The sequence below is a fragment of the Solimicrobium silvestre genome (assembly GCF_002976435.1).
GTDB classification, from domain to species: Bacteria; Pseudomonadota; Gammaproteobacteria; order Burkholderiales; family Burkholderiaceae_D; genus Solimicrobium; species Solimicrobium silvestre.
The window spans coordinates 210055-226357 of the sequence record NZ_PUGF01000005.1; the positions used below are offsets into that span (position 1 = coordinate 210055).

General features: G+C 46.2%; 19 protein-coding genes. 15 read left to right on the forward strand and 4 right to left on the reverse strand.

The annotated features are described in order from the left end of the window. Window positions 1–48: 48 nt before the first annotated feature. Both S2091_RS07455 and S2091_RS07460 read left to right on the forward strand, forming a co-directional pair. Window positions 49–1026 carry a hypothetical protein gene (locus S2091_RS07455; protein WP_105531167.1) on the forward strand — a complete coding sequence of 326 codons (978 nt, stop codon included), beginning with the start codon at window positions 49–51 and terminating at the stop codon, window positions 1024–1026. Further along, the gene (locus tag S2091_RS07460; protein ID WP_105531168.1) at window positions 1007–1507 is read left to right on the forward strand and encodes a hypothetical protein; all 501 of its coding nucleotides are present in this window, start codon (window positions 1007–1009) and stop codon (window positions 1505–1507) included. The genes S2091_RS07455 and S2091_RS07460 overlap by 20 nt, the downstream gene beginning before the upstream one ends. 369 nt (window positions 1508–1876) lie before the next feature. On the opposite strand, the gene S2091_RS07465 is transcribed toward S2091_RS07460, so the two are convergent. From S2091_RS07465 to S2091_RS07475, 3 genes are all read right to left on the reverse strand, one after another. Next, window positions 1877–2590 carry an IS6 family transposase gene (locus S2091_RS07465; protein WP_105531211.1) on the reverse strand — a complete coding sequence of 238 codons (714 nt, stop codon included), beginning with the start codon at window positions 2588–2590 and terminating at the stop codon, window positions 1877–1879. A gap of 90 nt (window positions 2591–2680) precedes the next feature. Continuing rightward, the gene (locus tag S2091_RS07470; RefSeq protein WP_165794945.1) at window positions 2681–3445 is read right to left on the reverse strand and encodes a FliH/SctL family protein; all 765 of its coding nucleotides are present in this window, start codon (window positions 3443–3445) and stop codon (window positions 2681–2683) included. Window positions 3446–3571: 126 nt separating this feature from the next. Beyond that, window positions 3572–4285, reverse strand: a complete 714-nt coding sequence (locus S2091_RS07475) for an IS6 family transposase (protein WP_105531170.1) — start codon at window positions 4283–4285, stop codon at window positions 3572–3574. Between the two features lie 177 nt (window positions 4286–4462). Here S2091_RS07475 and S2091_RS07480 point away from each other — a divergent pair, with 177 nt between their 5' ends. Then, entirely contained in the window at window positions 4463–5122 is a 660-nt protein-coding gene (locus tag S2091_RS07480; RefSeq protein WP_105531171.1) for a hypothetical protein, read from the forward strand. Between the two features lie 156 nt (window positions 5123–5278). Here S2091_RS07480 and S2091_RS07485 read toward each other — a convergent pair whose 3' ends face one another. Then, entirely contained in the window at window positions 5279–5992 is a 714-nt protein-coding gene (locus S2091_RS07485; RefSeq protein ID WP_105531172.1) for an IS6 family transposase, read from the reverse strand. A 642-nt stretch (window positions 5993–6634) separates the two neighbouring features. Between S2091_RS07485 and fliQ the strand changes: the two genes are divergently transcribed. From fliQ to fliE, 12 genes are read left to right on the forward strand one after another with little or no spacing between them, the layout of a single operon-like run. Beyond that, a complete protein-coding gene (gene fliQ, locus S2091_RS07490) occupies window positions 6635–6901 on the forward strand; it encodes a flagellar biosynthesis protein FliQ (RefSeq protein WP_105531173.1) in 267 nt (88 codons plus the stop codon). Window positions 6902–6906: 5 nt separating this feature from the next. Then, window positions 6907–7674 carry a flagellar biosynthetic protein FliR gene (fliR, locus tag S2091_RS07495; RefSeq protein WP_105531174.1) on the forward strand — a complete coding sequence of 256 codons (768 nt, stop codon included), beginning with the start codon at window positions 6907–6909 and terminating at the stop codon, window positions 7672–7674. Beyond that, window positions 7674–8759 carry an EscU/YscU/HrcU family type III secretion system export apparatus switch protein gene (locus tag S2091_RS07500; RefSeq protein ID WP_105531175.1) on the forward strand — a complete coding sequence of 362 codons (1086 nt, stop codon included), beginning with the start codon at window positions 7674–7676 and terminating at the stop codon, window positions 8757–8759. Before fliR ends, S2091_RS07500 begins: the two co-directional genes overlap by 1 nt. Then, window positions 8756–10795, forward strand: coding sequence for a flagellar biosynthesis protein FlhA (gene flhA / locus S2091_RS07505; protein WP_105531176.1), 2040 nt, complete (start codon window positions 8756–8758; stop codon window positions 10793–10795). Before S2091_RS07500 ends, flhA begins: the two co-directional genes overlap by 4 nt. A 40-nt stretch (window positions 10796–10835) precedes the next feature. Beyond that, window positions 10836–11573, forward strand: coding sequence for a flagellar hook-basal body protein (locus S2091_RS07510; protein ID WP_105531177.1), 738 nt, complete (start codon window positions 10836–10838; stop codon window positions 11571–11573). Between the two features lie 34 nt (window positions 11574–11607). Then, a complete protein-coding gene (locus tag S2091_RS07515) occupies window positions 11608–12480 on the forward strand; it encodes a flagellar hook-basal body protein (RefSeq protein WP_105531178.1) in 873 nt (290 codons plus the stop codon). Further along, the gene (flgA, locus tag S2091_RS07520) at window positions 12480–13448 is read left to right on the forward strand and encodes a flagellar basal body P-ring formation chaperone FlgA (RefSeq protein ID WP_105531179.1); all 969 of its coding nucleotides are present in this window, start codon (window positions 12480–12482) and stop codon (window positions 13446–13448) included. Before S2091_RS07515 ends, flgA begins: the two co-directional genes overlap by 1 nt. Window positions 13449–13452: 4 nt before the next feature. Continuing rightward, window positions 13453–14025: a flagellar basal body L-ring protein FlgH gene (locus tag S2091_RS07525; RefSeq protein ID WP_105531180.1), complete on the forward strand. Its 573-nt coding sequence runs from the start codon at window positions 13453–13455 to the stop codon at window positions 14023–14025. Then, a complete protein-coding gene (locus S2091_RS07530; RefSeq protein WP_243405343.1) occupies window positions 14022–15155 on the forward strand; it encodes a flagellar basal body P-ring protein FlgI in 1134 nt (377 codons plus the stop codon). The genes S2091_RS07525 and S2091_RS07530 overlap by 4 nt, the downstream gene beginning before the upstream one ends. Window positions 15156–15168: 13 nt before the next feature. Next, complete coding sequence (locus S2091_RS07535; protein ID WP_165794946.1) at window positions 15169–15552, forward strand: flagellar basal body rod protein FlgB; 384 nt, start codon at window positions 15169–15171, stop codon at window positions 15550–15552. Continuing rightward, window positions 15552–15986 carry a flagellar basal body rod protein FlgC gene (gene flgC / locus S2091_RS07540; RefSeq protein WP_105531182.1) on the forward strand — a complete coding sequence of 145 codons (435 nt, stop codon included), beginning with the start codon at window positions 15552–15554 and terminating at the stop codon, window positions 15984–15986. The genes S2091_RS07535 and flgC overlap by 1 nt, the downstream gene beginning before the upstream one ends. Next, a complete protein-coding gene (fliE, locus tag S2091_RS07545) occupies window positions 15983–16294 on the forward strand; it encodes a flagellar hook-basal body complex protein FliE (protein WP_105531183.1) in 312 nt (103 codons plus the stop codon). Before flgC ends, fliE begins: the two co-directional genes overlap by 4 nt. The last annotated feature ends 9 nt before the right edge of the window (window positions 16295–16303 follow it).

Here is a 16303-nt window from a genome sequence, read left to right on the forward strand (position 1 = left end):
TGTGCCAGTGAGCAATATTACGGTGCTAATTTAACAGGGGAAATGTGAATGAGTGGTGTCGCGCGTTTTGGAGTCAATCCAGACTGGCTCCGAAATCGGAATGCAAAATTTCTTCAGTATGCAGAAATACTAAATGTGCATAATGATGCAAATATTGCATCTCTCGAATATTATGCTGAGAATGGGGAGACGAAACAAAAAAAATTCCCTACGGCCGTTCAAGAAGTGCAGAACAAACGGAAATGGGAGGATTTTGTTGATTCTCTTTTGGGAAAATATGGTTTATATCGACTTTGGAATTTTGAACAAACTAGTATTGAAAAAAACACCTTTGATATAGCACTTGCGAACAGTTCGTTTTCAGCAACTTATCTATCGCAAATGATAAGATTGTTTATTCATTTCAAATTTCCCGCTCGATTTAATGGGCGAAAGCTGCAAATGCTGCTTATGGACGGAATTGCTTATACAGCGTTAGGAATATTGATTGGGCGAAATGATCAGGCTTTTAGTTTAGCTCGATTGCAGCTGCTAGCTTATAGACAAGGTTTTTATTCAAAAGCGGATTTCTATCCAATTTTCCACTTTATGATGCGTATACTGGCGGATTATCTAGGAGAGCTTCCTCACATTCAACGAGGCGAATCTGTACATGAACCAGTTTTTAATGCTTTGTATAGTTTGTGGCGAGCTCCGGATGCTGAGGCGATTGTGCCAACTTGTCTCGCCGCACTCGATTTGCACACCTATTGCAGCACGTATTGTGAGGGTGAGATCCATGAGTTTGATGCTGCCTGGCATATAACGCCGATTGAACTCTTACTGATGTTCAAGTTGCGAGAATTGCAGGGATTAGCCAATCCGAAAATTGATCATCCATTAATGAATTCTCCTTTAGGGGTTTTACCCCATATGACAACTTGTGGTTCGGATACATTGATGGATAGCATGCGGGACCGCATGCAAAAAGATGGATTTAATGAAAACGAAATTTTTGTGGAATGTTATGGATCTAAGAAAAATTAAGAATGACTATAAGTTGCTGTTTTCATCAGAATTGAATTTTTTCAGAGATCCGCGGTATGGCCTAATTCTTGGGGTGCCGATGGGGTTGGAAGACAATAGTAGCCAAGATTTTTTCCAAATTTGCGAACCTCATGAGAATACATATTTCACAGCAAGTATGTACCATGTGAATGGCATGACGCTTTCTGGATGGGCAAAGATTAGGTATTCAACTGTCGAGCAGAAAATGCCCTATTTGGAAATGGTTTGCGAGCCCTATCAGGTAAACGGTGCCAACTGGATCGGTTTTGCTGCAGAGTATGAAGGCACATTTCCAGGTAATGACTATGTAAGTCGCTATCTAGTTCTTTGTTTTTGCCAAGGTGTGAACTTAATTTCTTTTACAATTACCGCGCGTCGAGATAAATTTGAGGAAAATGTTGAATTGTATAATTGGATTATTAAAAACGCATTAATACTTGAAGTATTAGGCACAAAATAAAAACTTCCATATGCCGCTGCTGCTGCAAAAAAAATTGATCCACATTCCGATACTGGACTACCCGGCATTTAAATGGCGTAACCAATAGTACTGGAAATAGTTTTCAATGCACCAGCGCGGGGGTAATGAAATTCCGGTACATGGGTCAATTTGGCGCCTGCGACTAAAGCCTCGTAAGGAATTTCGGTGCAAACAGGCTAAAATCTGGCTCTGGTAAAACTTATCCGTAGCGGGGGGAGTTCATCGATGGAGCTGTTTGGGCAGGTTGGTAATTATCCCAAGGTGTCTTTCAACGGTGCTGTCAACTTAACTTCTAACTAAATATAGTTAGAAAATTTTAACGAAAAAACTCCAAATTCCGATCAATATTTATTGAGTTATGTATCCTGAATCGACTATTTCGCTCCATTCAGTAAATCGTCGATGCATGATTTCGCAATAATTTTTAGCAGATAGCAAATGTCGGCCTGGACGAAAAAAAGATGCAATGACGCCATAGGTTGCTAAAAAGCGTTGAGCGTGACCAGGTGATTTAAATCTTCGCATTCGCCGTTCCCGCTCCCTTGTCGGTTGATGTGAGTTTTCAGCACGATTGTTTGCCCCTTTGCTTTGAATGTGCTTAATCTGGGGCATTATTTCTGCCTTAGCTGTAGCATAGCTTCCCAATTTGTCGGTGATGATCAGGCGTGGAACGTATTGTAATCTCTTGAGTAATTTTTGAAAAAATTTCTTGGCGGCGCGTTTATTGCGACGCGGTTGAACTAAGATATCGAGCACTTCACCATCTTGATCAACAGCGCGCCAAAGATAGTGTGTTTTGCCGTTAATGGAAAGATAGACTTCATCCAGATGCCATTGATCATTAGCTTTTTTTGATCGAGAGCGCATTCGTTTTGCGTAGATGCCATCAAATTTTTTCGACCAATTACGAATGGTTCCATAGGTAACGACCACCCCACGTTCGGCCATCATTTCTTCAATATCACGGTAACTTAAAGAAAAACGAAAGTAGAGCCAAACGCAATGACTAATGATTTCAGAAGGAAACCGGTGGCGGAAATAGAGAGGTTTTGATGGATTCATGCCACATAATAGACCGACTAAACTAACCTTAGTTAATCTGACAGTACCTCGCTCCCATCGTATTTCTTGCCGAATTAAAATCATACGATTTCAGCAGAGCAGCAAGCCGTTTATTGTAGCGCGCCTCTCATCACGCACTTTCACCAACACAGTCCGCAAGGCCTGCACCTGTGTTTCCAGCCGCGCATCAAGTTCGCCGGTGGCAGTTTCAATCATGCAGCCACCCATGACAATTTTTTTGTCAGCCACCCATTTAACGGTTTGACCTGTTTTAAGCGAGGCACTAAACCCACCGGCGTCTTGTAGTAGTTTGAAATCATTGGGTTGAAGGCGCACTACTAATTGTTCATTACTGAGTGTATTCGCTGCGGCTTGTTGCACGATGGTTTTTATGCCTTCTCGTGTGACAGCGCTTGTGCCTAGTATTTTGCAGACCGCTTCAAAGGCAATTGAGACCAGTGCATCTTCCATTCCATGTATGCCTGATTCGAGTGCCTGGGGCAGTTTTTCGGCGATGGATTTAATGCGGGCTATTTCATTGGCAAAGCTCTGTTTTGATTCTTCTATACCGGTCACACGACCTTCTCTTAGTCCTCGCTGCCGCCCCAGTTCACGTGCCGCAGCGGCTTCTTCTTTAAACTGCTCCATGATGGATAAGCGGGTTTGCTCCAGCGCCGACGCTAATTCATTTGCGCGTTCTTCTTTTTGAATGGACTCAGTCGTTTTATGATTTTGTTGCGTCGCCAGCGGCAATGAATTTCTGTCTGTTTCGTGTTTTTCCGGTGAGCGATTACGACGTACTGATAACTTGTGCTTGTGCTCCGAAATGGCGGGAGAGCGAATAATGGAAACCATAAATTTCATACACCTTAAACGATGAAAAAAACGACGATATTAGAAGATAAGGGTACTGTCAACTTAACTTCTAACTAAATATAGTTAGAAAATTTTAACGAAAAAACGCCCAATTCCGATCAATATTTATTGAGCTATGTATCCTGAATCGACTATTTCGCTCCATTCAGCAAATCGTCGATGCATGATTTCGCGATAATTTTTAGCAGATAGCAAATGTCGGCCTGGACGAAAAAAAGATGCAATAACGCCATAGGTTGCTAAAAAGCGTTGAGCGTGACCAGGTGATTTAAATCTTCGCATTTGCCGTTCCCGCTCCCTTGTCGGTTGATGTGAGTTTTCAGCGCGATTGTTTGCCCCTTTGTTTTGAGTATGCTTAATCTGGGGCATTATTTCTGCCTTAGCTGCAGCATAGCTTCCCAATTTGTCGGTGATGATCAGGCGCGGAACGTATTGTAATCTCTTGAGTAATTTTAGAAAAAATTTCTTGGCGGCGCGTTTATTGCGACGCGGTTGACCTAAGACATCGAGCACTTCACCATCTTGATCAACAGCGCGCCAAAGATAGTGTGTTTTGCCGTTAATGGAAAGATAGACTTCATCTAGATGCCATTGATCATTAGGTTTTTTTGATCGAGAGCGCATTCGTTTTGCATAGATGCCACCAAATTTTTTCGACCAATTACGAATGGTTTCATAGGTAACGACCACCCCACGTTCGGCCATCATTTCTTCAATATCACGGTACCTTAAAGAAAAACGAAAGTAGAGCCAAACGCAATGACTAATGATTTCAGAAGGAAAACGGTGGCGAAAATAGAGAGGTTTTGATGGATTCATGCCACATAATAGACCGACTAAACCAACCTTAGTTAATCTGACAGTACCGTTCGAAGAGATGTGGGAAATTAGCGCTACAATTCACGTCTTGATCTAGAGGCAATTCTGTTATTTAATTTGACGGATGTTGGTTTAATTTGAGTACCAATACAATATTTGGAAGAAAGGCATAAGTGAATGAAAATTGCAGAGGTTAGGGATGAAATTGCGGTTACGGTTTCAAGTCTTTTTGCAAGTCATGGTTTTGATGTCAAAAAAACTTCGCAAGCAGTGGTTTGTGTCCGGAAGATTAGCGGAGGAAAGCAAGAAATTGAATTTGTATTGCACAATTATCGCCCGCTCTACAAAATTTCAGTAATGGTATGCTGCCGATTTGATGAAATGGTAAACATCTCAAACGAAATTTGTGAAACGGATTCTAGGTATCATGCTGATGCATTGAGTTCGATAACAAAACTAGATTATTTCTCAGGTATCAAAAATCAAAGATGTGATGTCACTACTCCTGAGGAAATTCAAAATGCAATAAACAGCCTTAGACCTGTTTTGCTAGAAAAAGTGGTTCCGTTGCTTGATCGATGTTTGGATTTTCGAACATTCGAGGCAATATTAAACTCACGATCCTCCCCTAAGTTTGATTTTACCTATCTCCCTGTTGCGGTGGTCAACTCTCTGATTGCTGCACATTTAACGGGGAATCAAGAATTTGAAAATCTCGTTATCGAAGCCAAACACAGTTTAAAAGAATTTTCGGATGAAAATAAGCAACTTTTGGTCAAATGTGTAGAATACTTGCGAAAATATGACAGTGCAAAGAAAAATATTGGAGCTAATTGAATGAAAGAATTTTGTAAGAAAGCGATAGCATACGTGAAGGAGCCTGTTACGGGGGGGGCAGTCGCAGTTAATGGTTTCGAAGGTGCTGTCAACTTAACTTCTAACTAAATATAGTTAGAAAATTTTAACGAAAAAACTCCAAATTCCGATTAATATTTATTGAGTTATGTATCCTGAATCGACTATTTCGCTCCATTCAGTAAATCGTCGATGCATGATTTCGCGATAATTTTTAGCAGATAGCAAATGTCGGCCTGGACGAAAAAAAGATGCAATAACGCCATAGGTTGCTAAAAAGCGTTGAGCGTGACCAGGTGATTTAAATCTTCGCATTTGCCGTTCCCGCTCCCTTGTCGGTTGATGTGAGTTTTCAGCGCGATTGTTTGCCCCTTTGTTTTGAGTATGCTTAATCTGGGGCATTATTTCTGCCTTAGCTGCAGCATAGCTTCCCAATTTGTCGGTGATGATCAGGCGCGGAACGTATTGTAATCTCTTGAGTAATTTTAGAAAAAATTTCTTGGCGGCGCGTTTATTGCGACGCGGTTGACCTAAGACATCGAGCACTTCACCATCTTGATCAACAGCGCGCCAAAGATAGTGTGTTTTGCCGTTAATGGAAAGATAGACTTCATCTAGATGCCATTGATCATTAGGTTTTTTTGATCGAGAGCGCATTCGTTTTGCATAGATGCCACCAAATTTTTTCGACCAATTACGAATGGTTTCATAGGTAACGACCACCCCACGTTCGGCCATCATTTCTTCAATATCACGGTAACTTAAAGAAAAACGAAAGTAGAGCCAAACGCAATGACTAATGATTTCAGAAGGAAAACGGTGGCGGAAATACAGAGGTTTTGATGGATTCATGCAACATAATAGACCGACTAAACCAATCTTTGTTAATCTGACAGTGCTAAAAATATCCTAAAATAATATTCGACTGCGAGATCGTGGTAAAACGAAAAAGTCTTAAAGCATTTACCTAAGACACAAATCCATTTTTTTGACAACGCGACACTAAATAGCACCGCGCTCCAATGTAGCAACTAACTCCAATGAGTTCTTTTGTTACACCTGTTGCAGATACGCAACGGTTCATTTTAATTAATTTAACATTCCTACATTAAACCCTGAACATCCCACCCGCTGGAAGTGTTGATGTAAACACCTCATTTTGATGTCAAAAATAAAATACATTCACCTTAAAATGCCCCAAATAGGGCATATACATTTGCCACGGAACAATATATTGTTCGGATGAATTTAAGTTGGCAAATGGGATTTCCGCAGAATGCTAAAAGAGCAAATTTTACACGCACCGCATTGGTGCGGAATTTACTTTATTTAAAAGCGCGGATTTAAAATTCAGAAACAAAATGTTACTTCAAGGGAGGGAATTAATATTTTCCACTGGAAATAAATATGTATTTAGTTTATGAAAAATAATTATTTTGTTTAGCAACTTTGCATCAAAGCGGCCGATTGCAGCACCACCACAGGGGTATTTTAGTGAATTCAGATGTTGTACTTCAGTTGTCCTCTCAATTGTTATGGAATGCAATATTAATATCGGCTCCCATACTTGGTTTAACCTTATTAGTTGGCTTAACGGTGAGCATCTTACAAGTCGTCACCCAGGTACAGGATATGTCCCTGACCTTTATTCCCAAGGTGTTATCAGCAGTTGTTGCCCTGACCGTATTTGGTCCTTGGATGTTGCATAAATTACTCAGTTACGCAACAAACCTCATCTCAAATATTCCTAGTTACTTTTAAGCCCCATGCCGCTCGAAATTGACGTCGGTATGGCGTGGATTACCTCTGTATTGCTTTGCTCATTACGTTTGAGCGCAATGCTAATGATGACGCCGATTCTGGACGGCTTCGGTATTCCTGCGCGGATTCGTATCTTCCTCGTTATTGCACTGTCTGCCGCGCTGGTTTCGGCCTTGCCCCACAATTCAGCCGCAGAAACATTTGCAGCAGGACCATTCTTCGCTTCGGCTGCTAGCGAATTATTTACCGGTGCCTTGCTCGGTTTCGGTGCCATGTGCGCTTTCGCTGCTTTTTCTTTTGCAGGCAATTTACTTGATCAGCAATTGGGATTCGGGCTGGCGAACGTATTTGATCCGATGACCCGCGCTCAATCTCCTTTAATTGCCTCGCTATTCGGCTTGATGGCCGTAGTGATGTTTTTTACCGTTGACGCACATCATGCGTTGCTGCGCGGCTTCGCCTATTCGCTAGAAAAAGTCCCACTCGGGAGCGCTATGCACATTGTTTCACCTGGGCTGCTGGTACATCAATTCGGCCTCATTTTTAGTTTTGGTTTATTGCTGGCAGCACCGGTATTGTTCTGTGTTTACCTAATTGAAATCGGCATGGCGGTGATTTCACGCAACCTGCCGCAGATGAATATTTTCATGATCAGCATTCCCGTTAAGATCATTTGTGGCTTGATTCTGCTGTCGATCCTGATGACGCGTCTAGCACCGCTATTTAATAAAATTTTCGGCTCTATCTTCTCGTTTTGGGAGGGAGTCCTGTAATGTCAGAGCAAGAACAAGATCGTAGCGAAGCAGCGACGCCCTACAAACTAAAGGAAGCGCAACATCGCGGACAGGTATCCAAAAGTCAGGAAGCAACCTTTGCCGCCATATTGGCCGCTTTCGTTATGGTGCTTTATTCGGTCGGCCCGTCTATCGCCAGGCAAGAATTACGATTGACGCAGCAAGTGTTTGATCATGCAGCACGTATGGACTGGTCCGCGGACACCACCGGCGCATGGTTGTTTGGCGTGTTGTCGACGGCGCTGCTGTATTTAATGCCGCTTTTTTTGGCAATTATTTGCGCTGCCATCTTGGCGAATATGGCGCAAGTCGGTGCTATTTTCAGCTTCAAACCGGTCACCCCAGATTTTGACCGGATCAATCCGGCCAACGGGCTTAAGCGCATTTTTTCAATTACGCTAGTCTATAACGCGGGCAAAAGCTTATTCAAATTGTTTGCGCTGACCTGGGTACTTTGGATCGTTCTTGAGCACGCCTTTCCGCGACTATTTACCTTAGGCCAAATTAACGTGCGTGCGCACGGCAGTTTGGTGATGGGAGAATTACCTCCCATGTTATTCAAATTGTTGCTGATTATTTTGATACTGGCTTTACTGGATGTGGGTTACACCCGCTGGGACTACAGTAAAAAAATGCGTATGAGTCGCCGCGAAGTACGCGACGAAGGCAAACAGCGCGAAGGCGATCCGCGTATCCGCGCGCGTCTGCGTCAAATTCGTGCTGAGCTGCTTAAACAAAGCCGCGCCTTGCGTAGCTTGCCGGACGCCGACGTGTTGATCACCAATCCGACCCATATTGCGATTGCTCTTTCCTATAAACATGGAGAAATGCCAGCACCGAAAATGCTGGCAAAAGGGGCTGGTGGCTTGGCGAAAAAAATGCGTGAGATTGCGCGTTTGCATAATATTCCAGTAGTGGAAAATCGCCCTTTGGCGCGAGCGATGTATAAACGAGTGAAGTCAGGTGAATACTTGCCTGAAGACTTATATCCAATGACAGCCAAGATCCTTCTGTGGGTCTACTCTTTAAGAAAAGCACGAGCACGTATGGAAAGTAGTCAATGAACGCGTTAAGGAAAATTCTTGGCGCCAATACCGACATCTTTATGGTGTTGCTGATTGTCGGTGTGCTGCTGGTGCTGTTTACGCCTATACCACCGGCGCTGCTTGATCTGCTGATTCTGGCTAATTTCAGTTTTGCTTTGCTGATTTTGCTGCTGACTTTTTACATGGCCAAGCCAGTCGAATTCTCGACTTTTCCATCCATGCTATTGATCGCAACGCTGTTTCGTTTGTCGCTCAACGTCGCCGCCACCCGCCTGATTTTGCGTGATGCCGACGCCGGGCACGTTATCGGCGCGATCGGCTCCTACGTTGTCGGCGGTAATTACGTCATCGGTTTGATCGTGTTCTTTATCTTGATCGTTGTGCAGTATGTGGTCGTCACCAGCGGTGCGCAGCGTGTTTCTGAAGTTGCTGCACGCTTCACGCTGGACAGCATGCCCGGTCAGCAGATGAGTATTGATGCTGACTTGAATATGGGTTTTATCGATCAACAAGAAGCGCAGCGTCGTCGTAAAAACATTAGCAAAGAAGCGGCATTTTATGGCGCGATGGATGGCGCGAGTAAATTTGTTAAAGGCGATGCGATCGCCGGGATCATCATCATGATGATTAACATCATCGGCGGCCTGATCATCGGCGTAATGCAATTGGGCATGGGCTGGACCCAGGCATTGCAAAGCTACACCTTGCTGACGATCGGTGACGGTATCGTCACCCAAGTACCTGCACTGATTATTTCGGTTGGAACCGGGTTGATTGTTACCCGCTCGGCGTCGGATGATAATTTGAGCCTGGCCGCTTTCCGTCAGATGACGTCGCATCCAAGAACGATCCTACTGGTTGCGCTGGCTTTATTTGGCTTGACCGCGTTGCCGGGAATTCCCGCTATACCGGCCATGGTGTTGGTGGGCGCTTATTTACTCGTTTTTGTGCTTAAGCGTGGAGCTAAAGCAGCAAAGGAAAATATTGAACAGGAAAGCACCGACGCAGATGTGGTTGAGCAAGACACTTATTCAATGCTGAACATTGAGCCGATTGAAGTGACATTTGGAACCAATCTGGTTCCCTTGCTGGAAGGCGATGAGGCCTTGTTCATGGAACGTATTGCCTCCTTCCGCAAACAATATGCGCTTGAATCCGGTTTGATTTTACCGAGCATTCGCTTCCGTAATGGGGCAAAACTTGGGCCCAATGAGTATGAAATCATGATCTTCGGTGTCAATGTCGCCCGTGGTGAATTACTACTTGATCATACCCTTGCCATTCACAGCGGAGGCGACCAGAAGAAGTTGCGTGGGACCGAAACCAAGGAACCTACTTATGGATTACCGGCAGTCTGGATTGACGCCGCTGAACGCGAAGTGGCACGCGCAGCCAAGTTTACATTAGTTGATCCGCCGACTGTTTTTATGACACATCTCAGTGAAGTGTTACGTCGACAATCCGCCAACTTACTTACCCGTAAAGAATTAGAGCGTTTGCTAGGTCGGGTGCGTACGCAGCAGCCAGGTCTTGTGGAAGAAATTATTCCCACGTCCCTGTCGATTAGCGACGTACAACGGGTACTGCAAAATTTGCTGAAAGAAAAAGTGTCGATCCGCAATCTGGACGCGATCGTAGAAACCCTGGCTGACCGGGTCAGAACAAGTAAAGATCCGATGCAACTGACCGAGATGGTACGTCAGCGCCTGGCTTCTGTTATTTGCCAGTCGTTGGTCGGCAACAATGCCTATCTTCAAGTGATGACGCTAGACCCCATCATTGAACAACGCTTGTTACAAGGTATACGCGATATTGAATCCGGTGGTGCATTTGCTATCGAGCCAAAATTTGCAGAACAATTCGTGGCACGACTAGCGCAACAGGCCGACAAAATGATGAAGAGCAATGCCATACCCGTGTTGATCTGCGCACCGGATTTGCGGCGTCATATAAGAACCTTGTCCGAGCGCATGGCTCCGCATTTACGTGTGCTTTCGCTGGCGGAGATACCGACTAATATTGAACTTCGCGCATTTGGCGCTGTAACGCTGTAACTCGCGGTGCAACACAACAACATCACAAGGAGACAATGACATGGCAGATGCATTTTCCATCGCAATACAAAGCATGCAAAACGACATGCAACGTATGGACATTATTAGTGAAAACGTCGCTAACAGCGCTACGCCGGGTTATCGTCGCGCGCTGAGTACCAACCAATCTTTCGGTGACGTATTGCAAAGCAGCTCTCTCTCCAATGTTACGCATAGTATTGAAATCACATTACCAACGGTAACCAGCGTACTTGACACTGCTTCCGGCTCGATCAAATCGACTAGCCAGCCACTTGATCTGGCTATTAGCGGCGATGGCTATTTTGAATTAACCACCCCTGATGGCCTTGCCTACACTCGCGCAGGCAATTTTCATATTAATGAAGACGGTCACTTGGTTAGCCAGGACGGCTACCCCGTTAGCGGTAAAGGTGGCGATATCATCGTTAATGGAAAAAGTACACCAACTATTACTCCTAGCGGCGAAGTCAGCGATGGCAGTACGGCGGTTGGGCAAATCCGGATTGTAAGTTTCGCTGACAAGCATGGCTTGCAAACGCGCAGCGGCGGATTACTGGTATCAACCAACAACGATGCAGAAACGTCCGATTCGTCAGCCCAGCTTCAGATCGGATTTTTAGAAAATGCCAATGTCATACCGTTGAATGAAATGGTCAGTATGCTTGAAACATCACGTCATTTTGAATCACAACAAAAGCTGTTTCAGGGATACGACGAACAAATCTCTTCCGCCATACAAAAATTGGGGCAATTCTGATGTTTAACATTTATTCGTTTAGGAAAACTGTCGCGTGAATAACTCTCTTTATATCGCAGCCACTGGCATGCAGGCTCAACAATTGAACCTGGATACGATTGCTAATAACCTGACTAACCTCAGTACCAATGGATTTAAATCGAGCGTCGTTAATTTTCAGGAATTGATGTATGTCGACCCGGTTGGCGCTCGTTCGGCACAAACAGAGATGCACTCTGTGCATTCCGGTATGCATGGCGTACATGGCGACCATAGTGCTCATGGCATCCAAAGTACTCAGGGACAGGACAGCGACGCAGCGACGTCCGCCATTACTCCCTATGGTACTGGCGTATCGGTCGGCAGCGTTACGAAGGACTTTAGCCTCGGCACGATGACGCAAACTAATTCTCAAATGGACTTGGCAATTCAAGGTAATGGCTTCCTGGAAGTCACTATGCCGGACGGTAGCCATGCGTATACCCGCGGCGGTACGTTAAGCGTCGGCGCTGACAATTTTTTGATGAGCCCGCAAGGTTATGAACTCAAGCCGTCCATTCGTTTGCCAGCCAATCCGACCAGCATCACTATTGCGCAAAATGGACAAGTATCCGTGACAACGGGAACGTCGGCGCAGCCTACGCAAGTTGGGCAGATCGAGTTAGCTAATTTCAATAACCCAGGCGCACTCAATCCACAGGGAAACGGTATCTATGTGCCGACCGCCGCCTCTGGTAATCCAACCTATAGCGTCCCCGGCAGCACCAATGCCGGAACACTGGCGCAAGGCTCACTAGAAGGCTCGAACGTGAATATGGTGAACCAGATGGTCAACTTAATGGTAGCGCAACGCGCGTATGAATTGAGCTCCAAAGTTGTTCAAACTGCCGATGAACTCATGTCGTTGACCAATAACCTGCGCCGTTGATGAAAACCGTTTGCACCTTCTTGACTTTGCTGTTGATCAGCGTCTCCGTTTGCTGCCATGCGCAGCAAACTGGCGCAGTACATGCTGTTTTGCAAGCCGAGGTGTTGGTTGATGGGCGTGTTATCACGCTGGGAGATGTTGCGCGACTAAGTGGTGCAAGCCCAGCAGCACTAGATACGCTGCGCGGAGTACAACTGGCCACAGCGCCGCAACCAGGTTATTCCTCGCACTTGACACAGCGCGAAGTGTTGCGTCTGCTGCATGAAGCGGGAATACAAGAACTGGTAGTAGAAGGTGCGGATGCGACGACGGTGATGACGGTAGCAATCCCGTTTGATCCGGAGCCTCTGGTCGCCGTTGCAAAGACAAGTCTGGCTGGTAGTCTTCGTCGCGACGGACTGTCGTTAGAGTTAACTCATAGCGAGACGTTGCCAGTTATCCGCTTACCACGTGGCGAGGTAACGCTTCGCCCTCGGCAGGCTTCCGTTGACCGACCACGTAGCCATATGGTGGCGTGGGTAGATATTCTGCTTGACGGCAGTTTTTACCGTTCGGTGCCGGTCTCGTTTTCGGTTAGCGCACTCCAGCAAGTGCTAGTTACCCGGAGTAGCTTGAACAAAGGTCAGGTACTGAGCTGTGACAATGTCGAGCTTGAACAGCGTGATATTGCGCAACTCGCCGCCAACCCTCAAGTCGGTGACTGTAGTAATTTAAAACGTAGATTGCGCCGCAACCTGTCGACTGGAGAGGTTCTTTTGTCGGGTGAGCTTGAAGCCATTCCAGCAGTAAGTGAAGGCGACATCGTTACTCTTGAAGTCACTAAAGGTGCCGTTGTGTTGGAGTCGCACGCACTGGCGCTGACAGATGGTCAAGTGGGTCAGCGTATTTCGGTTCGTGCCACATTGAGCCAGGAACCGGTGCTTGCCATGGTGATTGCACCAGGCATCGTCAACGTATCAGAAAGATGAGAATATGAAAAAATCCATGCTCTGCGCGACAGCGCTAATCGTCAGTTTTGCAAGCCAAATACAAGCTGAGGATTTATACAAAGAACAAACCTATCGCCCGCTTGCAGCGGATAAGCGCGCTCATTTGCCCGGCGATTCAGTTACCGTCATGATTTACGAAAATTCCAGCGCCTCAAGCAGCGCCAATACCAATGTAACTCGAAGCAGTAATCTTGGCGTACAAGCGGCAGCGACCCAGGTCAATCATCAAGCTTCATTAGGTACTAGTTCAAACTTTGATGGCGGCGGCACAGTGCAGCGCAGCGATAATCTATTAGCTCAAATTACTGTCACAGTAGAAAAAATTGCGCCCAATGGTGATCTTTGGGTAAGCGGTGAGCAAGTCGTTGAAATCAACTCCGACAAGCAGCATATAAAAGTGGAAGGCCGCATCAGAACACTCGACATTTCTGACACAAATACTGTGCCATCCAATCGGATCGCCGAAGCGAAAATTAGCTACTTGGGCGATGGTGACCTTGCATCACATCAAAAACCAGGATTGATTACCAGTTTCTTTGCTTGGATAGGATTATGATGCGCCGCTTGCTTAATTTTAAACAGTTGATAATTGCCCTACTCTGTTGCAGCGTTTTCATCACCAATGCCATGGCCGAGTCCGAATCGGTACGCCTGAAAGATCTTGGTAAGTTTGCCGGTTGGCGTGAAAATGCGTTGGTCGGTTACGGCCTCGTCACGGGCCTTGCCGGTACCGGTGATTCGAGCAGCAACAAGGCGACACGACAATCTATTGCTAACATGTTGGCTCAATTTGATGTTGCCGTTTCTCCTGACGATATCGTCAGTCGAAATACGGCGGCAGTAATGGTCACGGCCGTTTTGCCACCGTACACCACGACGGGTGACACGCTGGATGTAACGGTAACGTCCATGGGCGATGCGCGCAGCCTCTCTGGCGGTAGCCTGCTAATTACCCCGCTTAAAGCGCCCAATAATAAAGTCTATGCATTGGCACAGGGCCCAGTCTCGCTGGGTGGATATAAGTTTGCACAGAACGGCACCTTAGCGCAAAAAAATCACCCCACCGTTGGCTCTATCCCCAATGGCGCTAGTGTTGAAGTCGCGGTTAAAGCCAATGTGTTGAGTCCGGAAGGCAAACTCACCTTTACGCTGGCCGATGCTGACTATACAACCGCCGCTCGCGTAGCTTTTGCCGTCAATAATGCATTCGGGGCTTCAATCGCTGATCCGCGTGATGCTGAGTCCATTGAAATCCGGGTTCCCGACAATTTGCACCTGGTTGCTTTTATGGCGCGGATAGAAAGCCTCAATGTTGAACCGGATGTACGCGCACGCGTTGTCGTCAATGAACGTACCGGCACGATTGTAGCGGGTGGTGATGTGCGCATTTCTAAAGTAGTGATTTCGCACGGTGATTTAAAAATATCGATTGTTACTGACAACACCGTTTCGCAACCAATTTATGTCCGACAAACCGGCCGTGGCGTACGCACGCAAAGTATTTCTAATTCGCGCATTGATGTGGATGAAAGAGAAGAAAGCGGTTATGTCAGTGCCTCCAACAATACGGTTGCAGACCTTATTCAAGCATTGACTCAAATCAAAACGAATACACGCGACATTATTTCTATTCTTAGGGCGATCAAGGCAGCGGGCGCCCTGCATGCAGACCTCGTGGTCCAATAATAAGGAGCATTTTATGATACATAAAACGGAAGCCGTCACAAGCAGCATGCTTAAATTGGCATTGGATGCGGCCAGCTTGAACCATCAAGCTATCGCCAACAACATCGCCAACATTAATACCGTTGGCTACTCACCGGTTCGCGTGAATTTCGAAGAGCAACTCGACAGCATCCGGCAAACGCTGGAGCAAGGCGGCAAGGTTAAAGCCGACATGTTGAGTGGCATTCAGCCTGTTATCGAACGAGGCCAGCCTTTCGGCGACGGCGATCGGACTGCAACGCTGGATATGGAAACAGCCAAGCTTGCGGAAAACACCGTGCATTACGAAGCATTATTAAAAGTCATGGGCATGCGTATGTCGATGGTGGGTTCTGCAATTAGTGAAGGGAAACGATAATGGATTATCGCAACGCATTTGCGATCAGCGCCTCAGGTATGAGCGTTGAAAAATTAAGGCTCGATGTGACGGCAGCCAACTTAGCCAACATTCATAGTGGCAAGCGGGTTGACGGCACGCTGTTTCAACCGATGCAGGTCATTTCAACGGAAGCGGGCGAAAATTTCTCCACGCAATTTGAACAACTGGCCGGTGCACAGTTGCACGGCGCCCAAGTCGTAGGTGTGACCACGACACCGACTGCACCGCACATGGTCTACCAACCGGGCAACCCCGATGCGGACGACAAGGGCTTCGTAACAGAGCCGGGCGTTAACCAGGTGACTGAAATGGTTAACATGGCCAGTGCGCTACGTGCTTATGAGGCCAATGTGGTTGCCATGAATGCGGCCAAAACGATGGCGCTCAAAGCACTCGAATTAGGAGGTTCATGATGACGATTGATGCCATTTCATTTCTGCCTGCCACATCGCTGCCTTCACTGCTACCGGCTGGTGAATCCAACTCCACACTAACGACTGGGGGCGCTTTTGGTGCCTGGTTCGAGCAGCATTTATCGGAGATCAATAGCAAGATGGCGATCGCCGACACCGGCGTACAACAGCTTGCGGCAGGAGACGCCACCAATTTGCATGAGGTGATGATTAATCTCCAGGAAGCCAGGATGTCGCTTCAACTCATGATGCAAGTGCGTAATCACTTGCTTGATGCCTACCACGATGTTGCACAAATGCAGCTGTAAAGAAAGATC